Raw genomic sequence first — 21,386 nt, 5'->3', positions numbered from 1 at the left:
GAAATACATGTCTCATAATCCGGACGGAAGGGAGAAAATTCCGTCCGGTGAGTGAGACTGGTCCACACCGTAGAAGTATGAGAAGTGAGGTCGGATGATGCGTACGCGTCCACTGAAGGTGGCGCTGCTGGGCTGTGGAGTGGTCGGCTCAGAGGTGGCGCGCATCATGACGACGCACGCCGACGACCTCGCCGCGCGCATCGGCGCTCCGGTCGAGCTCGCCGGTGTCGCCGTCCGCCGGCCCTCCAAGGTGCGTGAGGGCATCCCCCAGGAACTCATCACCACCGACGCGACCGCCCTGGTCAAACGCGGGGACATCGACGTCGTCGTCGAGGTCATCGGGGGCATCGAACCGGCCCGTACGCTGATCACCACCGCGTTCGAGCACGGGGCGTCGGTCGTGTCCGCGAACAAGGCGCTCCTCGCCCAGGAGGGCCAGAGCCTGTACGCCGCCGCCGAGCAGCACGGCCAGGACCTGTACTACGAGGCGGCCGTGGCCGGCGCCATCCCGCTGATCCGCCCGCTGCGTGAGTCCCTCGCCGGTGACAAGGTCAACCGGGTGCTGGGCATCGTCAACGGCACCACCAACTTCATCCTCGACAGGATGGACACCTCGGGCGCCGGGTACTCCGAGGCGCTCGACGAGGCCTCCGCCCTCGGGTACGCCGAGGCCGACCCGACCGCCGACGTCGAGGGCTTCGACGCCGCCGCCAAGGCCGCCATCCTCGCCGGGATCGCCTTCCACACCCGCGTACGCCTCGACGACGTGTACCGCGAGGGCATGACCGAGGTCACCGCCGCCGACTTCGCCTCCGCCAAGCGCATGGGGTGCACCATCAAGCTGCTCGCCATCTGCGAGCGGGCCGCCGACGGCGGGTCCGTCACCGCGCGTGTGCACCCCGCGATGATCCCGCTCAGTCACCCGCTGGCCTCGGTGCGCGGCGCGTACAACGCCGTGTTCGTCGAGGCGGACGCCGCCGGTCAGCTGATGTTCTACGGGCCCGGTGCCGGCGGTTCGCCGACCGCGTCCGCCGTCCTCGGCGACCTCGTCGCCGTCTGCCGCAACCGGCTCAACGACGCGACGGGTCCCGGCGAGTCCGCGTACACCCAGCTCCCCGTGAGCCCCATGGGCGACGTGGTGACGCGATACCACATCAGCCTCGACGTGGCCGACAAGCCGGGCGTCCTCGCCCAGGTGGCGACGGTCTTCGCCGAGCACGGCGTATCCATCGATACGGTGCGCCAGCAGGGCAAGGACGGCGAGGCGTCCCTCGTCGTCGTCACCCACCGCGCGCCCGACGCCGCCCTGTCCGGGACCGTCGAGGCGCTGCGCCAGCTCGACACCGTGCGTGGTGTCGCCAGCATCATGCGGGTCGAAGGAGAGTAACCAGCAATGACTCACCAGTGGCGCGGAATCATCGAGGAGTACCGCGACCGGCTTCCGGTCACCGACACCACGCCGGTCGTCACGCTCCGTGAGGGTGGTACGCCGCTCGTGCCCGCGCAGGTGCTCTCCGAGCGCACGGGGTGTGAGGTGCACTTGAAGGTCGAGGGCGCCAACCCCACCGGCTCCTTCAAGGACCGCGGCATGACCATGGCGATCACCCGGGCCAAGGAGGAGGGCGCCCAGGCCGTCATCTGCGCCTCCACCGGCAACACGTCCGCCTCGGCGGCCGCGTACGCCGTCCGGGCCGGCATGGTGTCCGCCGTCCTCGTCCCGCAGGGCAAGATCGCGCTCGGCAAAATGGGCCAGGCCCTGGTCCACGGTGCCAAGATCCTCCAGGTCGACGGCAACTTCGACGACTGCCTGACGCTTGCCCGCGCGCTGTCCGACAACTACCCCGTGGCGCTGGTCAATTCGGTCAACCCGGTCCGCATCGAGGGCCAGAAGACCGCAGCGTTCGAGATCGTGGACATGCTGGGCGACGCCCCCGACATCCACGTCCTGCCCGTCGGGAACGCCGGCAACATCACCGCGTACTGGAAGGGCTACACCGAGTACGCGGCGGACAAGGTCTCCACCCGCGCGCCCCGCATGTGGGGCTTCCAGGCGTCCGGCTCGGCGCCGATCGTGCGCGGCGAGGTCGTCAAGGACCCGTCGACGATCGCGACGGCGATCCGTATCGGCAACCCGGCCTCCTGGAACTACGCGCTGGCCGCGCGGGACGAGTCGGGCGGCTTCATCGACGAGGTGACGGACCGTGAGATCCTCCGCGCCTACCGCCTGTTGGCCTCGCAGGAGGGTGTCTTCGTGGAGCCCGCGTCCGCGGCGTCCGTGGCCGGCCTGCTGAAGGCGGCCGAGCAGGGCAAGGTGGACCCGGGGCAGCGGATCGTGTGCACCGTGACCGGAAACGGTCTGAAGGACCCGGACTGGGCGGTCGCCGGAGCGCCCCAGCCGGTCACCGTTCCGGTCGACGCGGCGACCGCCGCCGAGCGGCTCGGCCTGGCCTGAGCACCGGCCGGGACCGGCCCGGGCCCGCACGGCGCCCGGGCCGGTCCCGGCCGGGCGCCGGCCGCCCCCGCGGGCGCGAAGTCTGGCCGAAACTCGCAACCCGCACAGCGCCGTACGCGGAAGCACGGGCAGGCTCGCGACACGCATCGTGCGCCTCCTGTGCGCCCTATGTCGCCACTGAACCTTCCTTCGATAGGCTGTACCGAACCCGCCCCGCCGCATATGCCGCGGTGCTGTTGCCGTTGATGCCGCTGCGGCCCACGGGTCTTCGTCCTCTCGTAGAACCCCGACCCTCGAAAACCCTCGACATCTCGTCGTCAGATCCAAGGAGAGTCATCGAGCGATGGCCGGTCCAGCGTTCCGCGCCGCCGCCGTCCGGGTGCGCGTTCCCGCCACCAGCGCCAACCTCGGCCCGGGCTTCGACGCCCTCGGCCTGTCGCTGGGGCTGTACGACGACGTGGTCGTCCGGGTCGCCGACTCCGGACTGCACATCGACATCGCCGGAGAGGGCGCCGACGCCCTCCCGCGCGACGAGAGTCACCTGCTCATACGCTCCCTGCGCACGGCCTTCGACCTGCTCGGCGGGCAGCCGCGCGGCCTCGAGGTCGTCTGTGCCAACCGCATCCCGCACGGGCGGGGCCTGGGCTCCTCCTCGGCCGCCATCTGCGCCGGCATCGTCGCCGCCCGCGCGGTGACCATAGGCGGCGACGCCAGGCTCGACGACGCGGCACTGCTGGAGCTGGCCACCGAGATCGAGGGCCACCCCGACAACGTGGCCGCCTGCCTGCTCGGCGGCTTCACGCTCGCCTGGACCGAGGGCGGCGCCGCCCGGGCGATCAGGATGGACCCCGCCGATTCCATCGTTCCGGTGGTTTTCGTCCCCGGGAAGCCGGTCCTCACCGAAACCGCCCGCGGCCTGCTGCCGCGCACCGTTCCCCATGTGGACGCCGCGGTCAACGCGGGCCGCGCCGCACTGCTCGTCGAGGCCCTGACCAGGCGCCCCGAGCTGCTGCTCGCCGCCACCGAGGACCGGCTGCACCAGGAGTACCGGGCCCCCGCGATGCCGCAGAGTATCGATCTTGTGAACCGGCTGCGTGCGGACGGCGTCCCCGCGGTCATCTCCGGCGCGGGCCCCACGGTGCTGGCGCTGGCCGAGAACGGCGCGGCGGAGAAGGTCGCGCGGCTGGCGGGCGACGGCTGGGCGGCGAACAGGCTGGCCCTCGACGTCTCGGGTGCGAGCGTTCTGCCGCTCGCCCCGTAGTACACGGTTGCCGGTGTTGGAGAGGGGGAATGTTTGTTGGAGCCGGTAGTGTTAACCTCGAATCTGCACCCGACGTCTTTGTGGCGCGGTGCTGAGTGTCCCCATCCGGGACCACCATTCTTCCGGGAGCCTCCTCCACTGCCTGAGCAGCCTGCCTGAGCAGTTTCGAGCACGCTCCGGAACCGGCGCGCGACACCCCTCGCTTTTCCCAGGAGCGGGCCGAGCAGGGGGCCTCGGGCCGGAACCCAGCACGTCTTTTTCTCTCCGCCGTACCCGGCGGGACCACCGCCCCGACTCGGTCCACCGATCAAGGACCGCTGTCGGACAGCACAACCGGTCGCCGAGCCAGAAGGCCGACGTCCGCTCCAGGGAAGGACCCTTCGTGAGCGACACCACCGATCTGATGGGCGTGACTGCCGACAACAGTGTCGACACCGCCGCGCCCGCCGCAGGTGCTGCCACTGGCACCACGTCACGGCGCCGCCGCTCCGGCACCGGCCTCGAGGGCATGGTCCTGGCCGAGCTGCAGCAGGTCGCGTCCGGCCTCGGCATCAGGGGCACCGCGCGGATGCGCAAGAGCCAGCTGATCGAGGTCATCAAGGAGGCGCAGGCCGGAGGCGGCGCCTCCGCGCCCAGGGCCGCCGACGCGGCCGGTGCCGCCGAGACGAAGCCGAAGCGCCGCGCCACCTCCAAGGCCCGTACGGGCGAGGACGCCGCCAAGGCCGTCGACAAGACCGCCGGCAAGGCCGACAAGGCCGCCGAGAAGAGCGCCGAGAAGGCCGACAAGGCCGTGGCGCAGCAGCAGATCGAGATCCCCGGTCAGCCTTCGCCCAAGCTCTCGTCATCACCGGAGCAGGGAGGCGCCTCCGGCGACGACCAGCCCGTGGGCGAGCGCCGCCGTCGCCGCGCCACCGCGCCCGCCGGCAGCCCCGAGGGCGACGTCCGCACCGAGGTCCGCACGGACGTCCGTACGGAGACCAGGGCCGACGCCAAGGCCGACGGGCAGCCCGAGGCCAAGGCCGAGGCGTCCGCCGACACCGCCGAGGGCAACCGCCGCGACCGCCAGCGCGACCGTGGTGACCGCGGCGACCGCGGTGACCGCCGGGACCGTCAGCGCGACCGCCAGCGCGAGCGCGGCGGCAAGGGCGACGACCAGCAGGGCGGCCAGCGCCAGCAGCGCCAGGGCGGCCAGCAGGGCGGCCAGAGCGGCCCGCAGGACGACTTCGACGACGAGGGCGGCCGTCGCGGCCGCCGCGGCCGCTACCGCGACCGCCGTGGCCGCCGCGGCCGCGAGGACTTCGCGAGCAGCGAGCCGCAGGTCTCCGAGGACGACGTCCTGATCCCCGTCGCGGGCATCCTGGACATCCTCGACAACTACGCGTTCATCCGGACCTCCGGCTACCTGCCGGGCCCGAACGACGTGTACGTCTCCCTCGCCCAGGTCCGGAAGAACGGCCTGCGCAAGGGCGACCACATCACCGGTGCCGTCCGCCAGCCGAAGGAGGGCGAGCGCCGCGAGAAGTTCAACGCGCTGGTCCGTCTGGACTCGGCCAACGGCATGGCCGCCGACTCCGGCCGGGGCCGTCCCGAGTTCAACAAGCTGACCCCGCTCTACCCGCAGGACCGCCTCCGTCTGGAGACCGACCCGGGTGTGCTGACCACGCGGATCATCGACCTCGTGTCGCCGATCGGCAAGGGCCAGCGAGGCCTGATCGTGGCCCCGCCGAAGACCGGCAAGACCATGATCATGCAGGCGGTCGCCAACGCGATCACCACGAACAACCCCGAGTGCCACCTGATGGTCGTCCTCGTCGACGAGCGTCCCGAAGAGGTCACCGACATGCAGCGGTCGGTCAAGGGCGAGGTCATCTCCTCGACCTTCGACCGTCCGGCCGAGGACCACACCACCGTCGCCGAGCTGGCCATCGAGCGCGCCAAGCGCCTCGTCGAGCTGGGTCACGACGTGGTCGTCCTGCTGGACTCCATCACCCGCCTGGGCCGCGCGTACAACCTCGCGGCGCCCGCCTCCGGCCGCATCCTGTCCGGTGGTGTCGACTCGACCGCGCTCTACCCGCCGAAGCGCTTCTTCGGTGCCGCGCGCAACATCGAGGACGGCGGCTCGCTGACCATCCTGGCCACCGCGCTGGTCGACACCGGCTCGCGCATGGACGAGGTGATCTTCGAGGAGTTCAAGGGCACCGGCAACATGGAGCTCAAGCTCGACCGGAAGCTCGCCGACAAGCGCATCTTCCCGGCGGTGGACGTCGACGCGTCCGGCACCCGCAAGGAGGAGATCCTGCTGGGCAGCGACGAGCTCGCCATCGTCTGGAAGCTGCGCCGGGTGCTGCACGCGCTCGACCAGCAGCAGGCGATCGAGCTGCTGCTCGACAAGATGAAGCAGACGAAGTCGAACGCCGAGTTCCTGCTCCAGATCCAGAAGACGACCCCGTCGGCCGGCAACGGCAACGACTGACGTCGTCTCAGCAGGACACAACGGGCCGCCTCGTCACTCCGGTGACGGGGCGGTCCCGTCTTTCACGAACTTCTCACCTGCCGCTGGTCAACCACTACTTGACAGGCGTAGCATCCTCCCATCGACGTGGGGGGATTCCGCCGCGCAGTCCGAGCCGAGGCCAGGGGGGTTTTCCGGCTCACTGCCCGCGTAACAGCCGAGCCCCGCCACCGTCATGGATTCTTCCGGCGCGGCGGTCGCGCTGCGCCGGGTCTACCCAAGGGGTTTACCTAGTGCAGATACGCACGCGCGGCGGCCGTCACCGGCGCCGTATGACACTGGCGCTGCCGGCCGCCGCCGCAGTCGTCGCCCTGGTGGGAGCGGGAATCGCGGTCACCGGCTCGGACTCCGCGGAGGCCGGTGAGGTGCCACGGATCAGCATGGACTCGCAGAAGCCCGCCGAGCCGTCGAAGCAGGAGCTCCGCCAGCGCACCATCAAGGCGATGAAGGGCGACGCCACCAGCGAGCGGTCCCTGGTCAAGCAGCCCGACGCCGCGGCGTCCGACAGCGCCCCGAGCGCCCGCATCATCGGCGGCTCGCAGACCACCATCTCCTCCGCGCCCTGGATGGCCCAGCTCCACTTCAGCGACAGCACCGGCGCGGGCTACTTCTGCGGCGGCGTGGTGATCGCCCCGACGAAGGTCGCCACCGCGGCCCACTGCGTCAAGGGCATCAAGTGGTACCAGGACGGCGCGGTCATCACCGGCGCCGACAAGGTGCCCACCGAGAACGCCGACGGCAGCTGGGACTTCCACGGCGGCACCGTTTTCGGCGCCTACCGCCAGTGGCAGCACCCGTCCTACAGCCCGTACACGCTCGACGCGGACGTGGCCGTCCTCACGCTGACCTCGCCCACCACCGTCAAGCCGCTGCCGCTCGCGCAGCCGACGGACGGCGCCCTGTACCGGGCGGGCCTCGACGGCAAGGTCTACGGCTGGGGCCGCACCAGCTCCACCGAGCCCAACAGCGGCTCGCCCACGCTGAAGGTCGCCGACGCCGACATCGTCTCGGACACCGACTGCGCCGCCGCCTACCCGGACGGCTTCATCAAGGGCCACATGCTCTGCGCGGGCGCCGCGCCCACGGGCAGCGACGAGACCAGCGAAACCACCTGCAACGGCGACTCCGGCGGCCCGCTGGTCGTCAGCGGCCGGCTCGTCGGCATCGTGTCGTGGGGTGACGCCAACTGCTCGGCCGCCGGCAAGTACGGCGTGTACGCGAAGGTCTCCACGTACTCCGCGCCTATCCAGGCCCGCGTCGACGACGCCAACTGGAACAACGACCACACGGCCGACCTGCTGTCCCGCCGCACCTCGGACTCCACCCTGTTCGGCTGGAACTCGAAGGTCACCTCGCTGAGCCGCACCTACGACATGGGGTACTTCGGCGGCTTCACCCTGCTGCTGCAGACGGACCTCGACCGCGACGACAACGAGGACATGCTGACGCGCTACAACGGCGACATCTACTGGGACCACTGGGTCCCGTCGCTCGGCGAGTGGCAGTCCAAGCTCGTGGCCAAGGCCTGGGGCAAGCACAAGGCGATCGTCGCCCCCGGCGATGTCACCGGTGACGAGCTGCCCGACATGATCGCGGTGGACTCGGCCGGCACCATGCGCGTCTACCCGGGCCGTGGCAACGGTGGCTTCTACGCCCCCGTCACCGTCGGCACCGGCTGGGGCAAGTACACGATGGTCCGCGGCCACGGCGACTTCACCAACGACGGCAAGGCCGACATCTTCGCCCGTACCTCGGACGGCAAGACGTACCTGTACAAGGGCACCGGCGTCGCCACCAAGCCGTGGTCCGCGCCCGTCCTCGTCGGGGCCTTCGGCGCCATGAACGCCATCATCACCACCGGTGACGTCAACAGCGACGGTGTCGCCGACGTCATGACCCGCGACACCGCGGGCAAGCTCTGGCTGTACCCGGGCAAGGGCAACGGCGGCTTCAACGCCCGCGTCGCCTTCGGCACCGGCTGGCAGGCGTACAACCTCTTCGGCTGACCGACGCCCTCGGCGGCCGGGCGGCATGCGATCCTCGCCACGTCCGGGGCGGCTCGTCCGCGAGCCGCCCCGGAAGCCCGGCCCCGGGAAAACCGCAGGCGAGACACGGTCTGTGCCCATCGCGCACCGCGCGGTGGGCACAGCGCGTTCTCAGAGGCTTCTCACCTCGCGGTGCAACCCTTTGGCCCGCTTCCCCGTCTGACAGGCCGAACCGTGCCTGATCACCACAGCTGGGGGTAGCCGGACCAGCGAGGACTGAGGAGAACATGGGCGAGCAGGGCAGCAGCAGCCGAATACGCGCCACCGGACGCCGTCGCCGGCAGTCCGGCAGGAGGCGTGGCGCGCTCACCGTCACCGCCTGGTCCGCCGCCGGACTGTTCCTGGTCGGCGGGAGCGGACTCGGGTACGCGTACTTCACGCTCAACGGCAACATCGAGAGCCTCGACATCAACGCCCAGCTGCGCGACGACGACCGCCCGAGGGACGTCGACAACGGCTCCCTGGACATCCTGGTCCTGGGCTCCGACACCCGGGCCGGCGCCAACGGCGAGTACGGCAGGGACGAGGGCGCCGCCCGCTCCGACACCGCGATGATCCTGCACGTGTACGAGGGCCACGAGAAGGCGAGCGTCGTCTCCGTACCCCGCGACACGATCGTCGAGCGCCCCGACTGCGCCGACCGGAGCGGCGCGACCGTCCCCGGCCGGCGCAAGGCCATGTTCAACACGGCGTACGAGGTCGGCGGCCCGGCCTGCGCGGTGAAGACGGTCGAGAAGATGTCCGGCATCCGCATGGACCACACGATCGAGGTCGACTTCACCGGCTTCAAGAAGCTCATCGACGAACTCGGCGGCGTGGAGGTCACCACCACCAAGCCGATCAAGGACAAGAGCAGCCACCTCGACCTGGCCGCGGGCTCCCACACCCTCACCGGTGAGCAGGCCCTCGGCCTCGTCCGTACCCGCAAGGGTGTCGGCGACGGCAGCGACCTCGGCCGCATACAGCTCCAGCAGGCGTTCATGAAGGCCTTCATCGAGCAGGCCAGGAGCGTCGGCGTCCTCACCAGCCCCAAGAAGCTGTGGGACCTCGCCGACACCGCCACCAAGGCCATCAGACCGGACTCCGAGCTCGACTCGGTCAAGGAGCTCGCCGACTTCGCCCGCGGCCTGGGACAGCTCGGCGCCGACGACGTCGACATGATCACGCTGCCGGTGCGGTACGACCCGGCCGACCTCAACCGGGTCATACCGCTGGAGGCGCAGGCGCGGCAGCTGTGGGCCGCGCTCAAGGCGGACCGGCCGATCCCCGCGTCCGTCACGAAGGACACCGCCGAGGGCCACGCCGACGGAGTCGTGAAGTAGCCCCTCATGGGGCAGCTCCTCGCGGCGGGACGGCCCCCGCGGAGCAGCCCCTCGCGGGGCGTGGAATAGATCCGGCCACCCCCCGGTTTTGGGAGATACGGCCGGTCCTGGCAGACTGGTACGTCGGCCCCGGTTCACGCACGCGCATCCCGCGCGAGCGACCCGGCGCCCTCCCGAAACTAGGAGACACCTTGAAGCGCGAGATCCACCCCGAGTACGTCGAGACCCAGGTCAGCTGCACCTGTGGCGCGTCGTTCACCACCCGTAGCACGATCCAGAGCGGCAACATCCGCGCCGAGGTCTGCTCCGAGTGCCACCCGTTCTACACGGGCAAGCAGAAGATCCTCGACACCGGTGGCCGCGTGGCCCGCTTCGAGGCCCGCTTCGGCAAGAAGGCTGCCGGCTCCTCCAAGTAGCGAGCCACTGCGCCGGTCTCCGGCCGCCCCGCGTGTCGGGGCGGCCGGGACCGGCGCTTTGCCGTCTTCCACAGCAGCCATTCCGTTGAAACCAGGAGCCCCCGATGTTCGAGGCGGTCGAGGAACTGATCGGTGAGCACGCCGATCTCGAGAAGAAGCTTGCCGACCCTTCGGTCCACGCCGACCAGGCCAACGCCCGCAAGCTGAACAAGCGCTACGCCGAGCTGACCCCGATCGTCGCCACGTACCGCTCCTGGAAGCAGACCGGCGACGACGTCGAGACCGCCCGCGAGTACGCGCAGACCGACCCCGACTTCGCCGCCGAGGTCAAGGAGCTGGAGAAGCAGCGCGAGGAGCTGACCGACAAACTGCGGCTGCTGCTCGTCCCGCGCGACCCCAGCGACGACAAGGACGTCATCCTGGAGATCAAGGCGGGCGCCGGCGGCGACGAGTCCGCCCTGTTCGCCGGTGACCTGCTGCGCATGTACCTGCGGTACGCCGAGCGCGTCGGCTGGAAGACCGAGATCATCGACGCCACCGAGTCCGAGCTCGGCGGCTACAAGGACGTCCAGGTGGCCGTGAAGACCAAGGGCGGCCAGGGCGCCACCGAGCCCGGCCAGGGCGTCTGGGCGCGCCTGAAGTACGAGGGCGGGGTGCACCGCGTGCAGCGCGTGCCCGCCACCGAGTCGCAGGGCCGCATCCACACCTCCGCCGCCGGTGTCCTGGTGACGCCCGAGGCCGAGGAGATCGACGTCGAGATCCACGCCAACGACCTGCGCATCGACGTCTACCGGTCCTCCGGGCCCGGCGGCCAGTCCGTCAACACCACCGACTCCGCCGTCCGCATCACCCACCTGCCGACCGGCATCGTCGCCTCCTGCCAGAACGAGAAGAGCCAGCTCCAGAACAAGGAGCAGGCCATGCGCATCCTGCGCTCACGGCTGCTCGCCGCCGCGCAGGAGGAGGCCGAGAAGAACGCCGCCGACGCGCGCCGCAGCCAGGTGCGCACCGTCGACCGGTCCGAGAAGATCCGGACGTACAACTTCCCGGAAAACCGGATCTCGGACCACCGGGTCGGCTTCAAGGCGTACAACTTGGACCAGGTGCTCGACGGAGAGCTCGACGCGGTGATCCAGGCGTGTGTCGACGCCGACTCCGCCGCGAAGCTCGCCGCCGCCTAGACCCGCACCCGCGCCCGCAGACCCGCACACCCGCTCAGCCCGGAGGACCAGCGTGCAGCAACATTTTGGGGGGCGACCCCCAAGCCCCCGCAGTGTGCTGCTTGCCGAGGTGGCCCAGGCCACCCAGCGACTGGCCGACGCCGGTGTGCCGTCGCCGCGGTTCGACGCGGAGGAGCTCGCCGCGTTCGTGCACGGCGTCAAGCGGGGGGAGCTGCACAACGTCAAGGACGCCGACTTCGACGCCCGCTACTGGGAGGCCATCGCCCGCCGCGAGGCCCGCGAACCGCTCCAGCACATCACCGGGCGGGCGTTCTTCCGGTACCTGGAGCTCCAGGTCGGGCCCGGGGTCTTCGTGCCCCGCCCCGAGACCGAGTCGGTCGTCGGGTGGGCCATAGACGCGGTACGGGCGATGGACGTCGTCGAGCCGCTGATCGTGGACCTGTGTTCCGGCTCCGGTGCCATCGCGCTCGCCATGGCCCAGGAGGTCCCGCGCTCCCGGGTGCACGCCGTGGAGCTGTCCGAGGACGCCCTGGTGTGGACGCGCAAGAACGCCGAGGGGTCCAGGGTCACCGTCCACCAGGGCGACGCCCTGACGGCCCTGCCCGAGCTCGACGGCCAGGTCGACCTGGTCATCTCCAACCCCCCGTACATCCCCCTCACCGAGTGGGAGTACGTCGCGCCCGAGGCCCGCGACCACGACCCGGAGATGGCGCTCTTCTCCGGTGAGGACGGCCTCGACACCATCCGCGGCATCGAACGCACCGCCCACCGGCTGCTGCGCCCCGGCGGCCTCGTCGTCGTCGAGCACGCCGACACCCAGGGCGGCCAGGTGCCGTGGATCTTCAACGAGGAGGCCGGCTGGACGGATGCCGCCGACCACCCCGACCTGAACAACCGCCCGCGCTTCGCGACCGCGCGCAAGGCGACGCCATGACAGAGCACGTGTACGAGGAGGCCCGCTGATGGCACGGCGATACGACTGCAACGACGCGACCGACCGCACGACCGGCCTCCGTGAGGCCGCGTCCGCCGTCCGCCGCGGCGAGCTCGTCGTGCTGCCCACCGACACCGTGTACGGGATCGGTGCGGACGCCTTCAGCGGGGAGGCCGTCGCGGATCTGCTGGAGGCCAAGGGGCGCGGCCGCAACATGCCCACCCCCGTGCTGATCGGCTCCCCGAACACCCTGCACGGCCTCGTCACGGACTTCTCCGAGCAGGCCTGGGAACTCGTCGACGCCTTCTGGCCGGGCGCCCTGACGCTGGTCGCCAGGCACCAGCCGTCGCTCCAGTGGGACCTCGGCGACACCCGAGGCACCGTCGCGATCCGGATGCCGCTGCACCCGGTCGCCATCGAGCTGCTCACCGACGTCGGCCCGATGGCCGTGTCGTCCGCCAACCTGACCGGCCACCCCGCGCCGGAGGACTGCGACGCCGCGCAGGGCATGCTCGGCGACTCCGTGTCCGTGTACCTGGACGGCGGCCCGACACCGGGCATCGTCCCGTCGTCGATCGTCGACGTCACCGGCGACGTCCCGCTCCTGCTGCGGGCGGGCGCCCTCTCCGTGGACGAGCTGCGCAAGGTGGTACCCGACCTCGAGGTGGCCAATTGACCGCCCCTGAGGGGCGTGGCATAGGCACGGATACGTCGTTCCGCATCCTCCACGTCAGCACCGGCAACGTCTGCCGCTCGCCGATCACCGAGCGGCTGACCCGCCACGCCCTGTGCGACCGGCTGGGCGACCCGATGGGCGGCGGCCTGATCGTGGAGAGCGCCGGCACCTGGGGGCACGAGGGCGCTCCGATGGAGGCCAACGCCGAGATCGTCCTGGCCGACTTCGGAGCGGACGCGAGCGGCTTCGTCGGTCGTGAACTGCTCGACGAGCACGTCATCCGCGCCGACCTCGTGCTGACGGCGACGCGCGACCACCGCGCCCAGGTGATCTCGATGGGCCACTCGGCCGGGCTGCGCACGTTCACGCTGAAGGAGTTCACCCGCCTCGTACGGGCGATAGATCCGGCCACCCTCCCGGATCCGCTCAGCGACGGCATGGTCGAGCGCGCCCGCGCCCTGGTCCGCGCCGCCGCCGCCCTGCGCGGCTGGCTCCTGGCCCCCAGCGCGGAAGCGGACGAGGTCAACGACCCGTACGGCGCTCCCATCACGTTCTTCCGTTCCATCGGCGACGAGATCCAGCAGGCGCTCGACCCGGTCGTGACGGCCCTGACGGGCGTTCCCACCCGGCGGTGAGCCGGGGCCGGGCCTACATTGGGTGTGACGGGGCCCGCCCACGCCTGGAGCCACTGATGCCGGTCACCGCTGCTGCTGCCGCCGCCGACGTGCGTGAGCCGAACGCACACGGGGCGGCCACCGACGTCCTGCGACGGCAGGACCCCGAGATCGCCGACGTCCTGGCGGGGGAGGGGCGGCGGCAGGCCGACAGCCTCCAGCTGATCGCCGCCGAGAACTTCGCCTCGCCCGCCGTGCTGGCCGCGCTCGGGTCGCCGCTCGCCAACAAGTACGCCGAGGGGTACCCCGGCGCCCGCTACCACGGCGGCTGCGAATACGTGGACGCCGCGGAGCGGATCGCCGTGCGGCGGGCCACCGAGCTCTTCGGGGCCGAGCACGCGAACGTCCAGGCGCACTCCGGCTCCGCGGCCGTCCTCGCCGCGTACGCGGCGCTGCTGCGGCCGGGCGACACCGTGCTGGCGATGGGGCTGGCGCACGGCGGGCACCTGACGCACGGCTCGCCGGCCAACTTCTCCGGCCGCTGGTTCGACTTCGTCCCGTACGGCGTGGACGCCGAGTCGGGGCTCATCGACTACGAGCAGGTCCGGGTCCTCGCGCAGGAGCACCGCCCGAAGGCGATCGTGTGTGGCTCGATCTCGTACCCCCGGCACATCGACTACGCCCGGTTCCGCGAGATCGCCGACGAGGTCGGGGCCTGCCTCGTCGCCGACGCCGCCCATCCGATCGGGCTGGTGGCCGGCGGGGCCGCGCCCAGCCCCGTCCCGTACGCCGACATCGTCTGCGCGACCACGCACAAGGTGCTGCGCGGCCCGCGCGGAGGGCTGCTGCTGTGCGGCGGGGAGCTCGCCGAGCGCATCGACCGGGCGGTGTTCCCGTTCACCCAGGGCGGCGCGCAGATGCACACGATCGCCGCCAAGGCGGTGGCCTTCGGGGAGGCGGCGACACCGGCGTACAGGGCCTACACCCATCAGGTGGTGGCCAATGCCCGGGTGCTCGCCGACGCGCTCGCCCAGGAGGGCTTCGTCATCACCACCGGCGGCACCGACACCCACCTGATCACCGCCGACCCGGCACCCCTGGGTGTCGACGGCCGGGTCGCCAAGGCGCGTCTGGCGGCCGCCGGCATCGTGCTGGACACCTGCGCCCTGCCGTACGGGGACGGGCGCGGCATCCGGTTCGGGACGGCCGCCGTGACGACCCAGGGAATGGGCGCCCCGGACATGGAGCGGATCGCCGCCCTGTTCGCGGCGGCGCTGCGCGAGGACCCCGGCGCGGCCGGAAGTGTCCGGTCCGTCGTGCGTGAACTGGCCGACCGATATCCACCGTATCGGGGGTAGAAGGACCTCGTGCAACCGTCCACGGCACCCGGGTGTCCTCAACCATGGGGACGGCAGAGCTAGGGTGTGGGGCTGAGATGGCCAGCGATTCCTGTGGGGCAGCCCGTGCGTGATTACCTGCTGACGCTCTGTGTCACGGCCGCGGTGACCTATCTGCTCACCGGTCCGGTGCGGAAGTTCGCCATCGCGGCCGGAGCGATGCCGGAGATCCGCGCCCGCGACGTGCACCGGGAGCCGACGCCGAGGCTCGGCGGCATCGCCATGTTCTTCGGGCTGTGCGCGGGACTGCTGGTCGCGGACCACCTGCCGAACCTCAACAGTGTCTTCGAGCTCTCCAACGAGCCGCGCGCACTGCTCTCCGGCGCCGCCCTGATCTGGCTGATCGGTGTCCTGGACGACAAGTTCGAGATCGACGCCCTGATCAAGCTCGGTGGCCAGATGATCGCCGCCGGCGTGATGGTCATGCAGGGTCTGACGATCCTCTGGCTGCCCATCCCGGGCATCGGCACGGTGGCGCTGACGCAGTGGCAGGGCACGCTCCTGACCGTCGCCCTGGTCGTCATCACCATCAACGCGGTCAACTTCGTCGACGGTCTCGACGGCCTGGCCGCCGGCATGGTGTGCATCGCCGCCGCCGCGTTCTTCCTGTACGCGTACCGGATCTGGTACGGCTTCACGATCGAGGCCGCCGCCCCGGCGACGCTGTTCGCGGTGATCCTGATGGGCATGTGCCTGGGCTTCCTGCCGCACAACATGCACCCGGCGCGCATCTTCATGGGCGACTCCGGTTCGATGCTGATCGGCCTGGTGCTGGCCGCGTCGGCCATCTCGATCACCGGCCAGGTCGACCCGGACGCCCTGAAGATCTTCGAGGGCTCGACCCGTGAGGCCACGCACGCCGCGCTGCCGGTCTTCATCCCGCTGCTGCTGCCGCTGACGATCATCGCCATCCCGGTGGCGGACCTGGTGCTGGCGATCGTGCGCCGTACGTGGAACGGCCAGTCGCCGTTCGCCGCCGACCGCGGGCACCTGCACCACCGGCTGCTGGAGATCGGGCACTCGCACAGCCGGGCGGTCCTGATCATGTACTTCTGGTCGGCGCTGATCGCCTTCGGCACCCTGGCGTACTCGGTGCACTCGGCGTCGATGTGGATCGTGCTGGTGATCGTCGCACTGAGCGCGATCGGCCTGGTGCTCCTGCTGCTGCCGCGCTTCACCCCGCGCGCCCCGCGCTGGGCGGAGGCCTTCGTCCCGCCGCGTTACCGCCGCCGCCGCACGGTGCGGCCGGTGGCGCCGGAGGCCGGTGAGCCGTCCTCCGGCGAGGAGGAGGAGCGCGTCACCGTCCCCGCGGGGGTCAACGGCGCGACCGCCCTCAGTGCCCTTCCGGAGCTCCACGACCGGCGGAAGGCCGGAACGCGCGGTTGACGGATTTCGCGGTCGGAGCCAATACCAGACAAACTGGCCGGGTTATCTGCACACACGCGCAGGGTCACTCTCATGTGTGAGAGTTGGCACACCTTCGGGTAAAGACCTCATCAAATAGTTTGTGATACCGTTCACGAGACCCGGCGACAGAGCCGAAGGGCCGTAGTGCGACGGTTCCTCGGCCCCGAGAGCACGCCTCGGACCGGGCTTACGCTCGTCCATGACGACACCACTGCCCCCACCAGCAAGCGGAGATGCCGCCATGCCGTCCAACGACGCACGCACCCTGCTGTACGCCGCCGTACCCACTCTCGCCACCGGCGCTGTCGCCACCGTGGTGAGCGGTGTGGTCGCCGGCGGCAAGGGGGCGATCGGCGCCGTCGCCGGCACGCTGGTGGTCGTCCTCTTCATGGGGGTCGGGCTGGTGGTGCTGCAGCGGACGGCCAAGTCGCTGCCCCAGCTTTTCCAGGCCATGGGGCTGATGCTCTACATGGCCCAGTTGCTGTTGCTGTTCATGTTCATGGCCCTGCTGAAGAACACCACGCTGTTCAACTTCAAGGCCTTCGCCTTCACGCTGCTCGCGGCGACCATCGTCTGGGTCGCGGCCCAGGCCCGCGCCTACATGAAGGCCAAGATCCTCTACGTGGACGACCCGTCCGGCAAGGGCTCGAAGCCCGAGAAGACGGGGCCGTCGGCGTGAGGAGTAGGGCCGGGATAAACGCGCGTTCGCGATGCTGCTATCGTCCGGTGCCAACTGCGGCACTGCGGGCGCGGCCAGCCGAGCTGACGCCTGTCCCAGCGCGAGGCTCGACGCCGAACCGCCGCCCCCCCATCCGTAAGACCAGTCCAGTGCCGACCCGCGGCTGCGTGCCGCGCCGACACAACGAGGTTGCCGTACCTATGCGCCACGCTGAAGGAGCCCGCGGTGAGTGCTGACCAGACGCTTGCCTTCGACCCGAGCTGTCACATCTTCTCCGGATGCGGCTTCCCGGCGCCGGGCCTCCACACGTTCATGTACGAGCCCATCGCCACCGTGGCCGGCTTCGAGTTCACCAAGCCGATGCTGCTGGCCCTCCTGGGTTCGATCGCGATCGTCGCCTTCTTCTGGGCCGCCTTCGCGAAGCCGAAGCTGGTGCCCGGCAAGGTCCAGATGGTCGGTGAGGCCGGGTACGACTTCGTCCGCCGCGGCATCGTCTACGAGATCATCGGCAAGAAGGACGGCGAGAAGTACGTCCCCTTCATGGTGTCGCTGTTCTTCTTCGTCTGGATCCTCAACCTCTGGTCGATCATTCCGCTCGCCCAGTTCCCGGTCACCTCGCTGATCGCCTTCCCGGCCGGTCTCGCCCTGATCGTCTATGTGATGTGGGTCAGCCTCACGTTCAAGAAGCACGGCTTCGTGGGCGGCTGGAAGAACATCCTCGGCTACGACAAGAACCTCGGCCCGATCTTGCCGATGGTCATGGTCCTGGAGTTCCTCTCCAACCTGATCATCCGGCCCTTCACGCACGCGGTCCGGCTCTTCGCGAACATGTTCGCCGGCCACATGCTGATCGTGATGTTCTCGCTGGCCACCTGGTACCTGATGAACGGCCTCGGCTTCGTCTACGCCGGCGCCTCGTTCGTCATGGTCGTCGTGATGACCGCCTTCGAGCTCTTCATCCAGGCTGTCCAGGCGTACGTCTTCGTCCTCCTGGCCTGCAGCTACGTACAGGGCGCGCTCTCCGAGCACCACTGAGCCAGCCCCTCCCCTCAAGACCCCCAGTCATCCGGTGGCCAACCCCCACCGGGTCATTGAAAGAGAAGGAAGATCCGGCATGTCCGTTCTCCAGACCCTCGCCGCCGAGAACACCGTCTCCGGCAACATGAACGCTGTTGGCTACGGCCTCGCGGCCATCGGCCCCGGCGTCGGCGTCGGCATCATCTTCGGTAACGGCACCCAGGCCCTCGCCCGCCAGCCCGAGGCGGCCGGTCTGATCCGTACCAACCAGATCATGGGTTTCGCCTTCTGTGAGGCGCTCGCCCTCATCGGCATCGTCATGGGCTTCGTCTTCCAGTAAGCCGGACCGACAGCCCAACCCCTTTCACGGAAGGCACTGATGTGAACGCTCTGTTCCTTGCGCAGGCGGAGGAGCCTCAGCCTCCTATCGTCCCGCATCTCGACGAGCTCGTCATCGGCCTGATCGCCTTCGCCATCGTCTTCGGCTTCCTCGCCAAGAAGCTCCTCCCGAACATCAACAGGGTTCTGGAGCAGCGCCGCGAGGCGATCGAGGGTGGCATCGAGAAGGCCGAGTCGGCCCAGATCGAAGCCCAGAGTGTGCTCGAGCAGTACAAGGCTCAGCTCGCTGAGGCCCGCCACGAGGCCGCTCGGCTGCGCCAGGAGGCGCAGGAGCAGGGCACCGCGATCATCCAGGAGATGAAGGCGGAAGGCCAGCGCCAGCGCGAGGAGATCATCGCGGCCGGCCACGCCCAGATCGAGGCCGACCGCAAGGCCGCGGCGACCGCGCTGCGCCAGGACGTGGGCAAGCTCGCCACCGACCTGGCCGGCAAGCTGGTCGGCGAGTCCCTCGAGGACGTCGCCCGCCAGAGCCGCACCATCGACCGTTTCCTCGACGAGCTCGAGGAGAAGGCCGAGGCCGCCCGATGAACGGAGCGAGCCGCGAGGCACTGGCTGCCGCACGCGAGCGTCTCGACGCGCTGACCGACAACACGTCGGTCGACGTGGCGAAGCTCGCCGGTGAGCTGGCCGCCGTTACCGCGCTGCTCGACCGCGAGGTGTCGCTGCGTCGGGTCCTGACCGACCCGGCGCAGGCCGGCGAGGCCAAGGCCGCGCTCGCCACGCGACTGCTGAGCGGTCAGGTGGGCGGGGAAGCCGTCGACCTGGTCTCCGGCATGGTCCGGTCCCGCTGGTCGTCCTCGCGTGACCTCGTCGACTCCCTCGAGGAGCTGGCGAACACCGCGGACCTCACCGCGGCGCAGCGGACCGGCGCGCTCGACAACGTCGAGGACGAGCTGTTCCGGTTCGGCCGGATCGTCCAGTCGAGCACCGAGCTGCGGGCCGCGCTGACCGACAAGGCGGCCACCACCTCCGCCAAGAGCGAGCTGCTGGGCAGCCTGCTCGGCGGCAAGGCCAACCCGGCCACCGAGCGGCTGGTCACGCGTCTCGTGACCCGCCCCCGGGGACGTAGCCTGGAGGCGGGACTCGAGTCCCTGTCCAAGCTCGCCGCGGCGCGCCGGGACCGGATGGTCGCGGTCGTCACCTCGGCCGTGCCGCTGGACGACCGGCAGAAGCAGCGCCTCGGCGCCGTGCTGGCCAAGCTGTACGGCCGCCAGATGCACCTGAACCTGGACGTGGACCCCACGGTCCTCGGCGGGATCTCGGTGCGGGTCGGCGACGAGGTCATCAACGGCACCGTCGCCAGCCGTCTCGACGAGGCGGCCCGGCGACTCGCCGGCTGATCAGCACCAACTCAACAAGCGTTACCTACGGCCCGGTTGGGCCGTGCAGAGGATGCAGAAGTTCTGGGGGGAGCCCCCAGATCCCCCAAAGAAACTTCGGGCCCAACAAGGAGAGCAGGGAACCCAGATGGCGGAGCTCACGATCCGGCCGGAGGAGATCCGGGACGCGCTGGAGAACTTTGTCCAGTCGTACAAGCCGGACGCGGCCTCGCGCGAGGAGGTCGGTACGGTCAGCCTTGCCGGCGACGGCATCGCGAAGGTCGAGGGTCTGCCCTCGGCCATGGCGAACGAGCTGCTGAAGTTCGAGGACGGCACCCTCGGCCTCGCCCTCAACCTCGAGGAGCGCGAGATCGGTGCCATTGTCCTCGGTGAGTTCAGCGGCATCGAGGAGGGCCAGTCGGTCACCCGCACCGGCGAGGTCCTGTCCGTCGCTGTCGGCGAGGGCTACCTGGGCCGGGTCGTCGACCCGCTCGGCAACCCGATCGACGGTCTCGGCGAGATCGCGACCGAGGGCCGCCGCGCCCTCGAACTGCAGGCACCCACGGTCATGCAGCGCAAGTCGGTGCACGAGCCGATGGAGACCGGCTACAAGGCCGTCGACGCCATGACCCCGATCGGCCGTGGTCAGCGTCAGCTGATCATCGGTGACCGTCAGACCGGCAAGACCGCCCTGGCCGTCGACACGATCATCAACCAGCGCGACAACTGGCGCTCGGGCGACCCGAAGAAGCAGGTCCGCTGCATCTACGTCGCCATCGGCCAGAAGGGCTCCACCATCGCGTCCGTTCGCGGCGCGCTGGAGGAGGCCGGTGCCCTGGAGTACACGACCATCGTCGCCGCCCCGGCGTCCGACCCGGCCGGCTTCAAGTACCTGGCGCCCTACACCGGCTCCGCCATCGGCCAGCACTGGATGTACCAGGGCAAGCACGTCCTGATCATCTTCGACGACCTGTCGAAGCAGGCCGACGCCTACCGTGCCGTCTCCCTGCTGCTGCGCCGCCCGCCGGGCCGCGAGGCCTACCCGGGTGACGTCTTCTACCTGCACTCGCGTCTGCTGGAGCGCTGCGCCAAGCTCTCCGACGACATGGGTGCCGGTTCGATGACCGGTCTGCCGATCGTCGAGACCAAGGCCAACGACGTCTCGGCGTTCATCCCGACCAACGTCATCTCCATCACCGACGGCCAGTGCTTCCTGGAGTCCGACCTGTTCAACGCCGGCCAGCGTCCGGCCCTGAACGTCGGTATCTCGGTCTCCCGTGTCGGTGGCTCCGCCCAGCACAAGGCGATGCGCCAGGTCTCCGGCCGTCTGCGCGTGGACCTCGCCCAGTTCCGTGAGCTGGAGGCGTTCGCCGCCTTCGGTTCCGACCTGGACGCCGCGTCGAAGGCTTCGCTGGAGCGCGGTAAGCGCATGGTCGAGCTGCTGAAGCAGCCCCAGTACCAGCCGATGGCGACCGAGAACCAGGTCGTCTCCGTCTGGGCCGGCACCACGGGCAAGATGGACGACGTCCCGGTCGCGGACATCCGCCGCTTCGAGAGCGAGCTGCTGGACTACCTGCACCGCGACCACAAGGGGCTGATGGACTCGATCCGCGAGGGCGCGAAGATGTCGGACGACACCCTCACGGCCGTCGCCGACGCCATCGCCGCCTTCAAGAGGCAGTTCGAGACCTCGGACGGGAAGCTGCTGGCCGAGGACGCCCCGGCCGCCGCCAACGTCTCGAAGTGACGACGGAA

At 70.2% G+C, this 21,386-nt stretch carries 19 protein-coding genes; all 19 read left to right on the top strand.

Annotated elements, in window-relative coordinates:
* Nucleotides 1-94: 94 nt before the first annotated feature.
* The 19 genes from ABD347_RS26535 to atpA all read left to right on the top strand — a co-directional run bounded on the left by ABD347_RS26535 (nucleotide 95) and on the right by atpA (nucleotide 21,378).
* A complete protein-coding gene (locus ABD347_RS26535; RefSeq protein ID WP_344365889.1) occupies nucleotides 95-1,387 on the top strand; it encodes a homoserine dehydrogenase in 1,293 nt (430 codons plus the stop codon).
* Between the two features lie 6 nt (nucleotides 1,388-1,393).
* Complete coding sequence (gene thrC, locus ABD347_RS26530) at nucleotides 1,394-2,452, top strand: threonine synthase (protein ID WP_344365886.1); 1,059 nt, start codon at nucleotides 1,394-1,396, stop codon at nucleotides 2,450-2,452.
* A 343-nt stretch (nucleotides 2,453-2,795) separates the two neighbouring features.
* The gene (gene thrB / locus ABD347_RS26525; RefSeq protein WP_344365885.1) at nucleotides 2,796-3,713 is read left to right on the top strand and encodes a homoserine kinase; all 918 of its coding nucleotides are present in this window, start codon (nucleotides 2,796-2,798) and stop codon (nucleotides 3,711-3,713) included.
* A gap of 382 nt (nucleotides 3,714-4,095) precedes the next feature.
* On the top strand, nucleotides 4,096-6,186 hold the full coding sequence (gene rho, locus ABD347_RS26520) for a transcription termination factor Rho (RefSeq protein ID WP_344365883.1): 2,091 nt from the start codon (nucleotides 4,096-4,098) through the stop codon (nucleotides 6,184-6,186).
* A gap of 311 nt (nucleotides 6,187-6,497) precedes the next feature.
* Nucleotides 6,498-8,231, top strand: coding sequence for a trypsin-like serine protease (locus ABD347_RS26515; protein ID WP_344365882.1), 1,734 nt, complete (start codon nucleotides 6,498-6,500; stop codon nucleotides 8,229-8,231).
* A 266-nt stretch (nucleotides 8,232-8,497) separates the two neighbouring features.
* Nucleotides 8,498-9,592, top strand: a complete 1,095-nt coding sequence (locus tag ABD347_RS26510) for an LCP family protein (RefSeq protein ID WP_344365880.1) — start codon at nucleotides 8,498-8,500, stop codon at nucleotides 9,590-9,592.
* 191 nt (nucleotides 9,593-9,783) lie between these two features.
* Nucleotides 9,784-10,008, top strand: a complete 225-nt coding sequence (gene rpmE / locus ABD347_RS26505) for a 50S ribosomal protein L31 (RefSeq protein ID WP_064071841.1) — start codon at nucleotides 9,784-9,786, stop codon at nucleotides 10,006-10,008.
* A gap of 104 nt (nucleotides 10,009-10,112) precedes the next feature.
* Nucleotides 10,113-11,189 (top strand): peptide chain release factor 1, encoded by a 1,077-nt coding sequence (gene prfA, locus ABD347_RS26500; RefSeq protein ID WP_344365879.1) that lies wholly within the window; start codon nucleotides 10,113-10,115, stop codon nucleotides 11,187-11,189.
* Between the two features lie 52 nt (nucleotides 11,190-11,241).
* Nucleotides 11,242-12,123 carry a peptide chain release factor N(5)-glutamine methyltransferase gene (gene prmC, locus ABD347_RS26495; RefSeq protein WP_199831389.1) on the top strand — a complete coding sequence of 294 codons (882 nt, stop codon included), beginning with the start codon at nucleotides 11,242-11,244 and terminating at the stop codon, nucleotides 12,121-12,123.
* Between the two features lie 28 nt (nucleotides 12,124-12,151).
* Entirely contained in the window at nucleotides 12,152-12,799 is a 648-nt protein-coding gene (locus ABD347_RS26490; protein WP_344365876.1) for an L-threonylcarbamoyladenylate synthase, read from the top strand.
* Nucleotides 12,796-13,434, top strand: a complete 639-nt coding sequence (locus ABD347_RS26485) for an arsenate reductase/protein-tyrosine-phosphatase family protein (protein WP_344365875.1) — start codon at nucleotides 12,796-12,798, stop codon at nucleotides 13,432-13,434. The genes ABD347_RS26490 and ABD347_RS26485 overlap by 4 nt, the downstream gene beginning before the upstream one ends.
* 56 nt (nucleotides 13,435-13,490) lie before the next feature.
* The gene (locus ABD347_RS26480) at nucleotides 13,491-14,771 is read left to right on the top strand and encodes a serine hydroxymethyltransferase (RefSeq protein WP_344365873.1); all 1,281 of its coding nucleotides are present in this window, start codon (nucleotides 13,491-13,493) and stop codon (nucleotides 14,769-14,771) included.
* A 105-nt stretch (nucleotides 14,772-14,876) separates the two neighbouring features.
* Nucleotides 14,877-16,196, top strand: a complete 1,320-nt coding sequence (locus tag ABD347_RS26475; protein ID WP_344365872.1) for an MraY family glycosyltransferase — start codon at nucleotides 14,877-14,879, stop codon at nucleotides 16,194-16,196.
* 262 nt (nucleotides 16,197-16,458) lie between these two features.
* Entirely contained in the window at nucleotides 16,459-16,896 is a 438-nt protein-coding gene (locus tag ABD347_RS26470; RefSeq protein ID WP_344365870.1) for a Cg1360 family ATP-synthase-associated protein, read from the top strand.
* Between the two features lie 225 nt (nucleotides 16,897-17,121).
* Nucleotides 17,122-17,931, top strand: a complete 810-nt coding sequence (atpB, locus tag ABD347_RS26465; protein ID WP_344365869.1) for a F0F1 ATP synthase subunit A — start codon at nucleotides 17,122-17,124, stop codon at nucleotides 17,929-17,931.
* 79 nt (nucleotides 17,932-18,010) lie between these two features.
* Nucleotides 18,011-18,253: an ATP synthase F0 subunit C gene (gene atpE / locus ABD347_RS26460; RefSeq protein ID WP_290111532.1), complete on the top strand. Its 243-nt coding sequence runs from the start codon at nucleotides 18,011-18,013 to the stop codon at nucleotides 18,251-18,253.
* Between the two features lie 41 nt (nucleotides 18,254-18,294).
* The gene (locus tag ABD347_RS26455) at nucleotides 18,295-18,840 is read left to right on the top strand and encodes a F0F1 ATP synthase subunit B (RefSeq protein ID WP_344365865.1); all 546 of its coding nucleotides are present in this window, start codon (nucleotides 18,295-18,297) and stop codon (nucleotides 18,838-18,840) included.
* A complete protein-coding gene (locus ABD347_RS26450) occupies nucleotides 18,837-19,652 on the top strand; it encodes a F0F1 ATP synthase subunit delta (protein ID WP_344365864.1) in 816 nt (271 codons plus the stop codon). The genes ABD347_RS26455 and ABD347_RS26450 overlap by 4 nt, the downstream gene beginning before the upstream one ends.
* Nucleotides 19,653-19,779: 127 nt before the next feature.
* Nucleotides 19,780-21,378, top strand: a complete 1,599-nt coding sequence (gene atpA, locus ABD347_RS26445; protein WP_344365863.1) for a F0F1 ATP synthase subunit alpha — start codon at nucleotides 19,780-19,782, stop codon at nucleotides 21,376-21,378.
* The last annotated feature ends 8 nt before the right edge of the window (nucleotides 21,379-21,386 follow it).

The organism is Streptomyces gobitricini (genome assembly GCF_039532985.1).
In the GTDB taxonomy this organism is placed as follows: Bacteria; Actinomycetota; Actinomycetes; order Streptomycetales; family Streptomycetaceae; genus Streptomyces; species Streptomyces gobitricini.
Note: the sequence above shows the minus strand (reverse complement) of the source record. Positions and strands in the feature narration are given on the sequence as shown.

Bases quoted from the DNA above. Each gene is read 5' to 3' on its own strand.
- ABD347_RS26535 (WP_344365889.1), top strand. From the start codon at position 95: ATGATGCGTACGCGTCCACTGAAGGTGGCGCTGCTGGGCTGTGGAGTG.
- thrC (WP_344365886.1), top strand. From the start codon at position 1,394: ATGACTCACCAGTGGCGCGGAATCATCGAGGAGTACCGCGACCGGCTT.
- thrB (WP_344365885.1), top strand. From the start codon at position 2,796: ATGGCCGGTCCAGCGTTCCGCGCCGCCGCCGTCCGGGTGCGCGTTCCC.
- ABD347_RS26515 (WP_344365882.1), top strand. From the start codon at position 6,498: ATGACACTGGCGCTGCCGGCCGCCGCCGCAGTCGTCGCCCTGGTGGGA.
- ABD347_RS26510 (WP_344365880.1), top strand. From the start codon at position 8,498: ATGGGCGAGCAGGGCAGCAGCAGCCGAATACGCGCCACCGGACGCCGT.
- prfA (WP_344365879.1), top strand. From the start codon at position 10,113: ATGTTCGAGGCGGTCGAGGAACTGATCGGTGAGCACGCCGATCTCGAG.
- ABD347_RS26490 (WP_344365876.1), top strand. From the start codon at position 12,152: ATGGCACGGCGATACGACTGCAACGACGCGACCGACCGCACGACCGGC.
- ABD347_RS26480 (WP_344365873.1), top strand. From the start codon at position 13,491: ATGCCGGTCACCGCTGCTGCTGCCGCCGCCGACGTGCGTGAGCCGAAC.
- ABD347_RS26470 (WP_344365870.1), top strand. From the start codon at position 16,459: ATGCCGTCCAACGACGCACGCACCCTGCTGTACGCCGCCGTACCCACT.
- atpE (WP_290111532.1), top strand. From the start codon at position 18,011: ATGTCCGTTCTCCAGACCCTCGCCGCCGAGAACACCGTCTCCGGCAAC.
- ABD347_RS26450 (WP_344365864.1), top strand. From the start codon at position 18,837: ATGAACGGAGCGAGCCGCGAGGCACTGGCTGCCGCACGCGAGCGTCTC.
- atpA (WP_344365863.1), top strand. From the start codon at position 19,780: ATGGCGGAGCTCACGATCCGGCCGGAGGAGATCCGGGACGCGCTGGAG.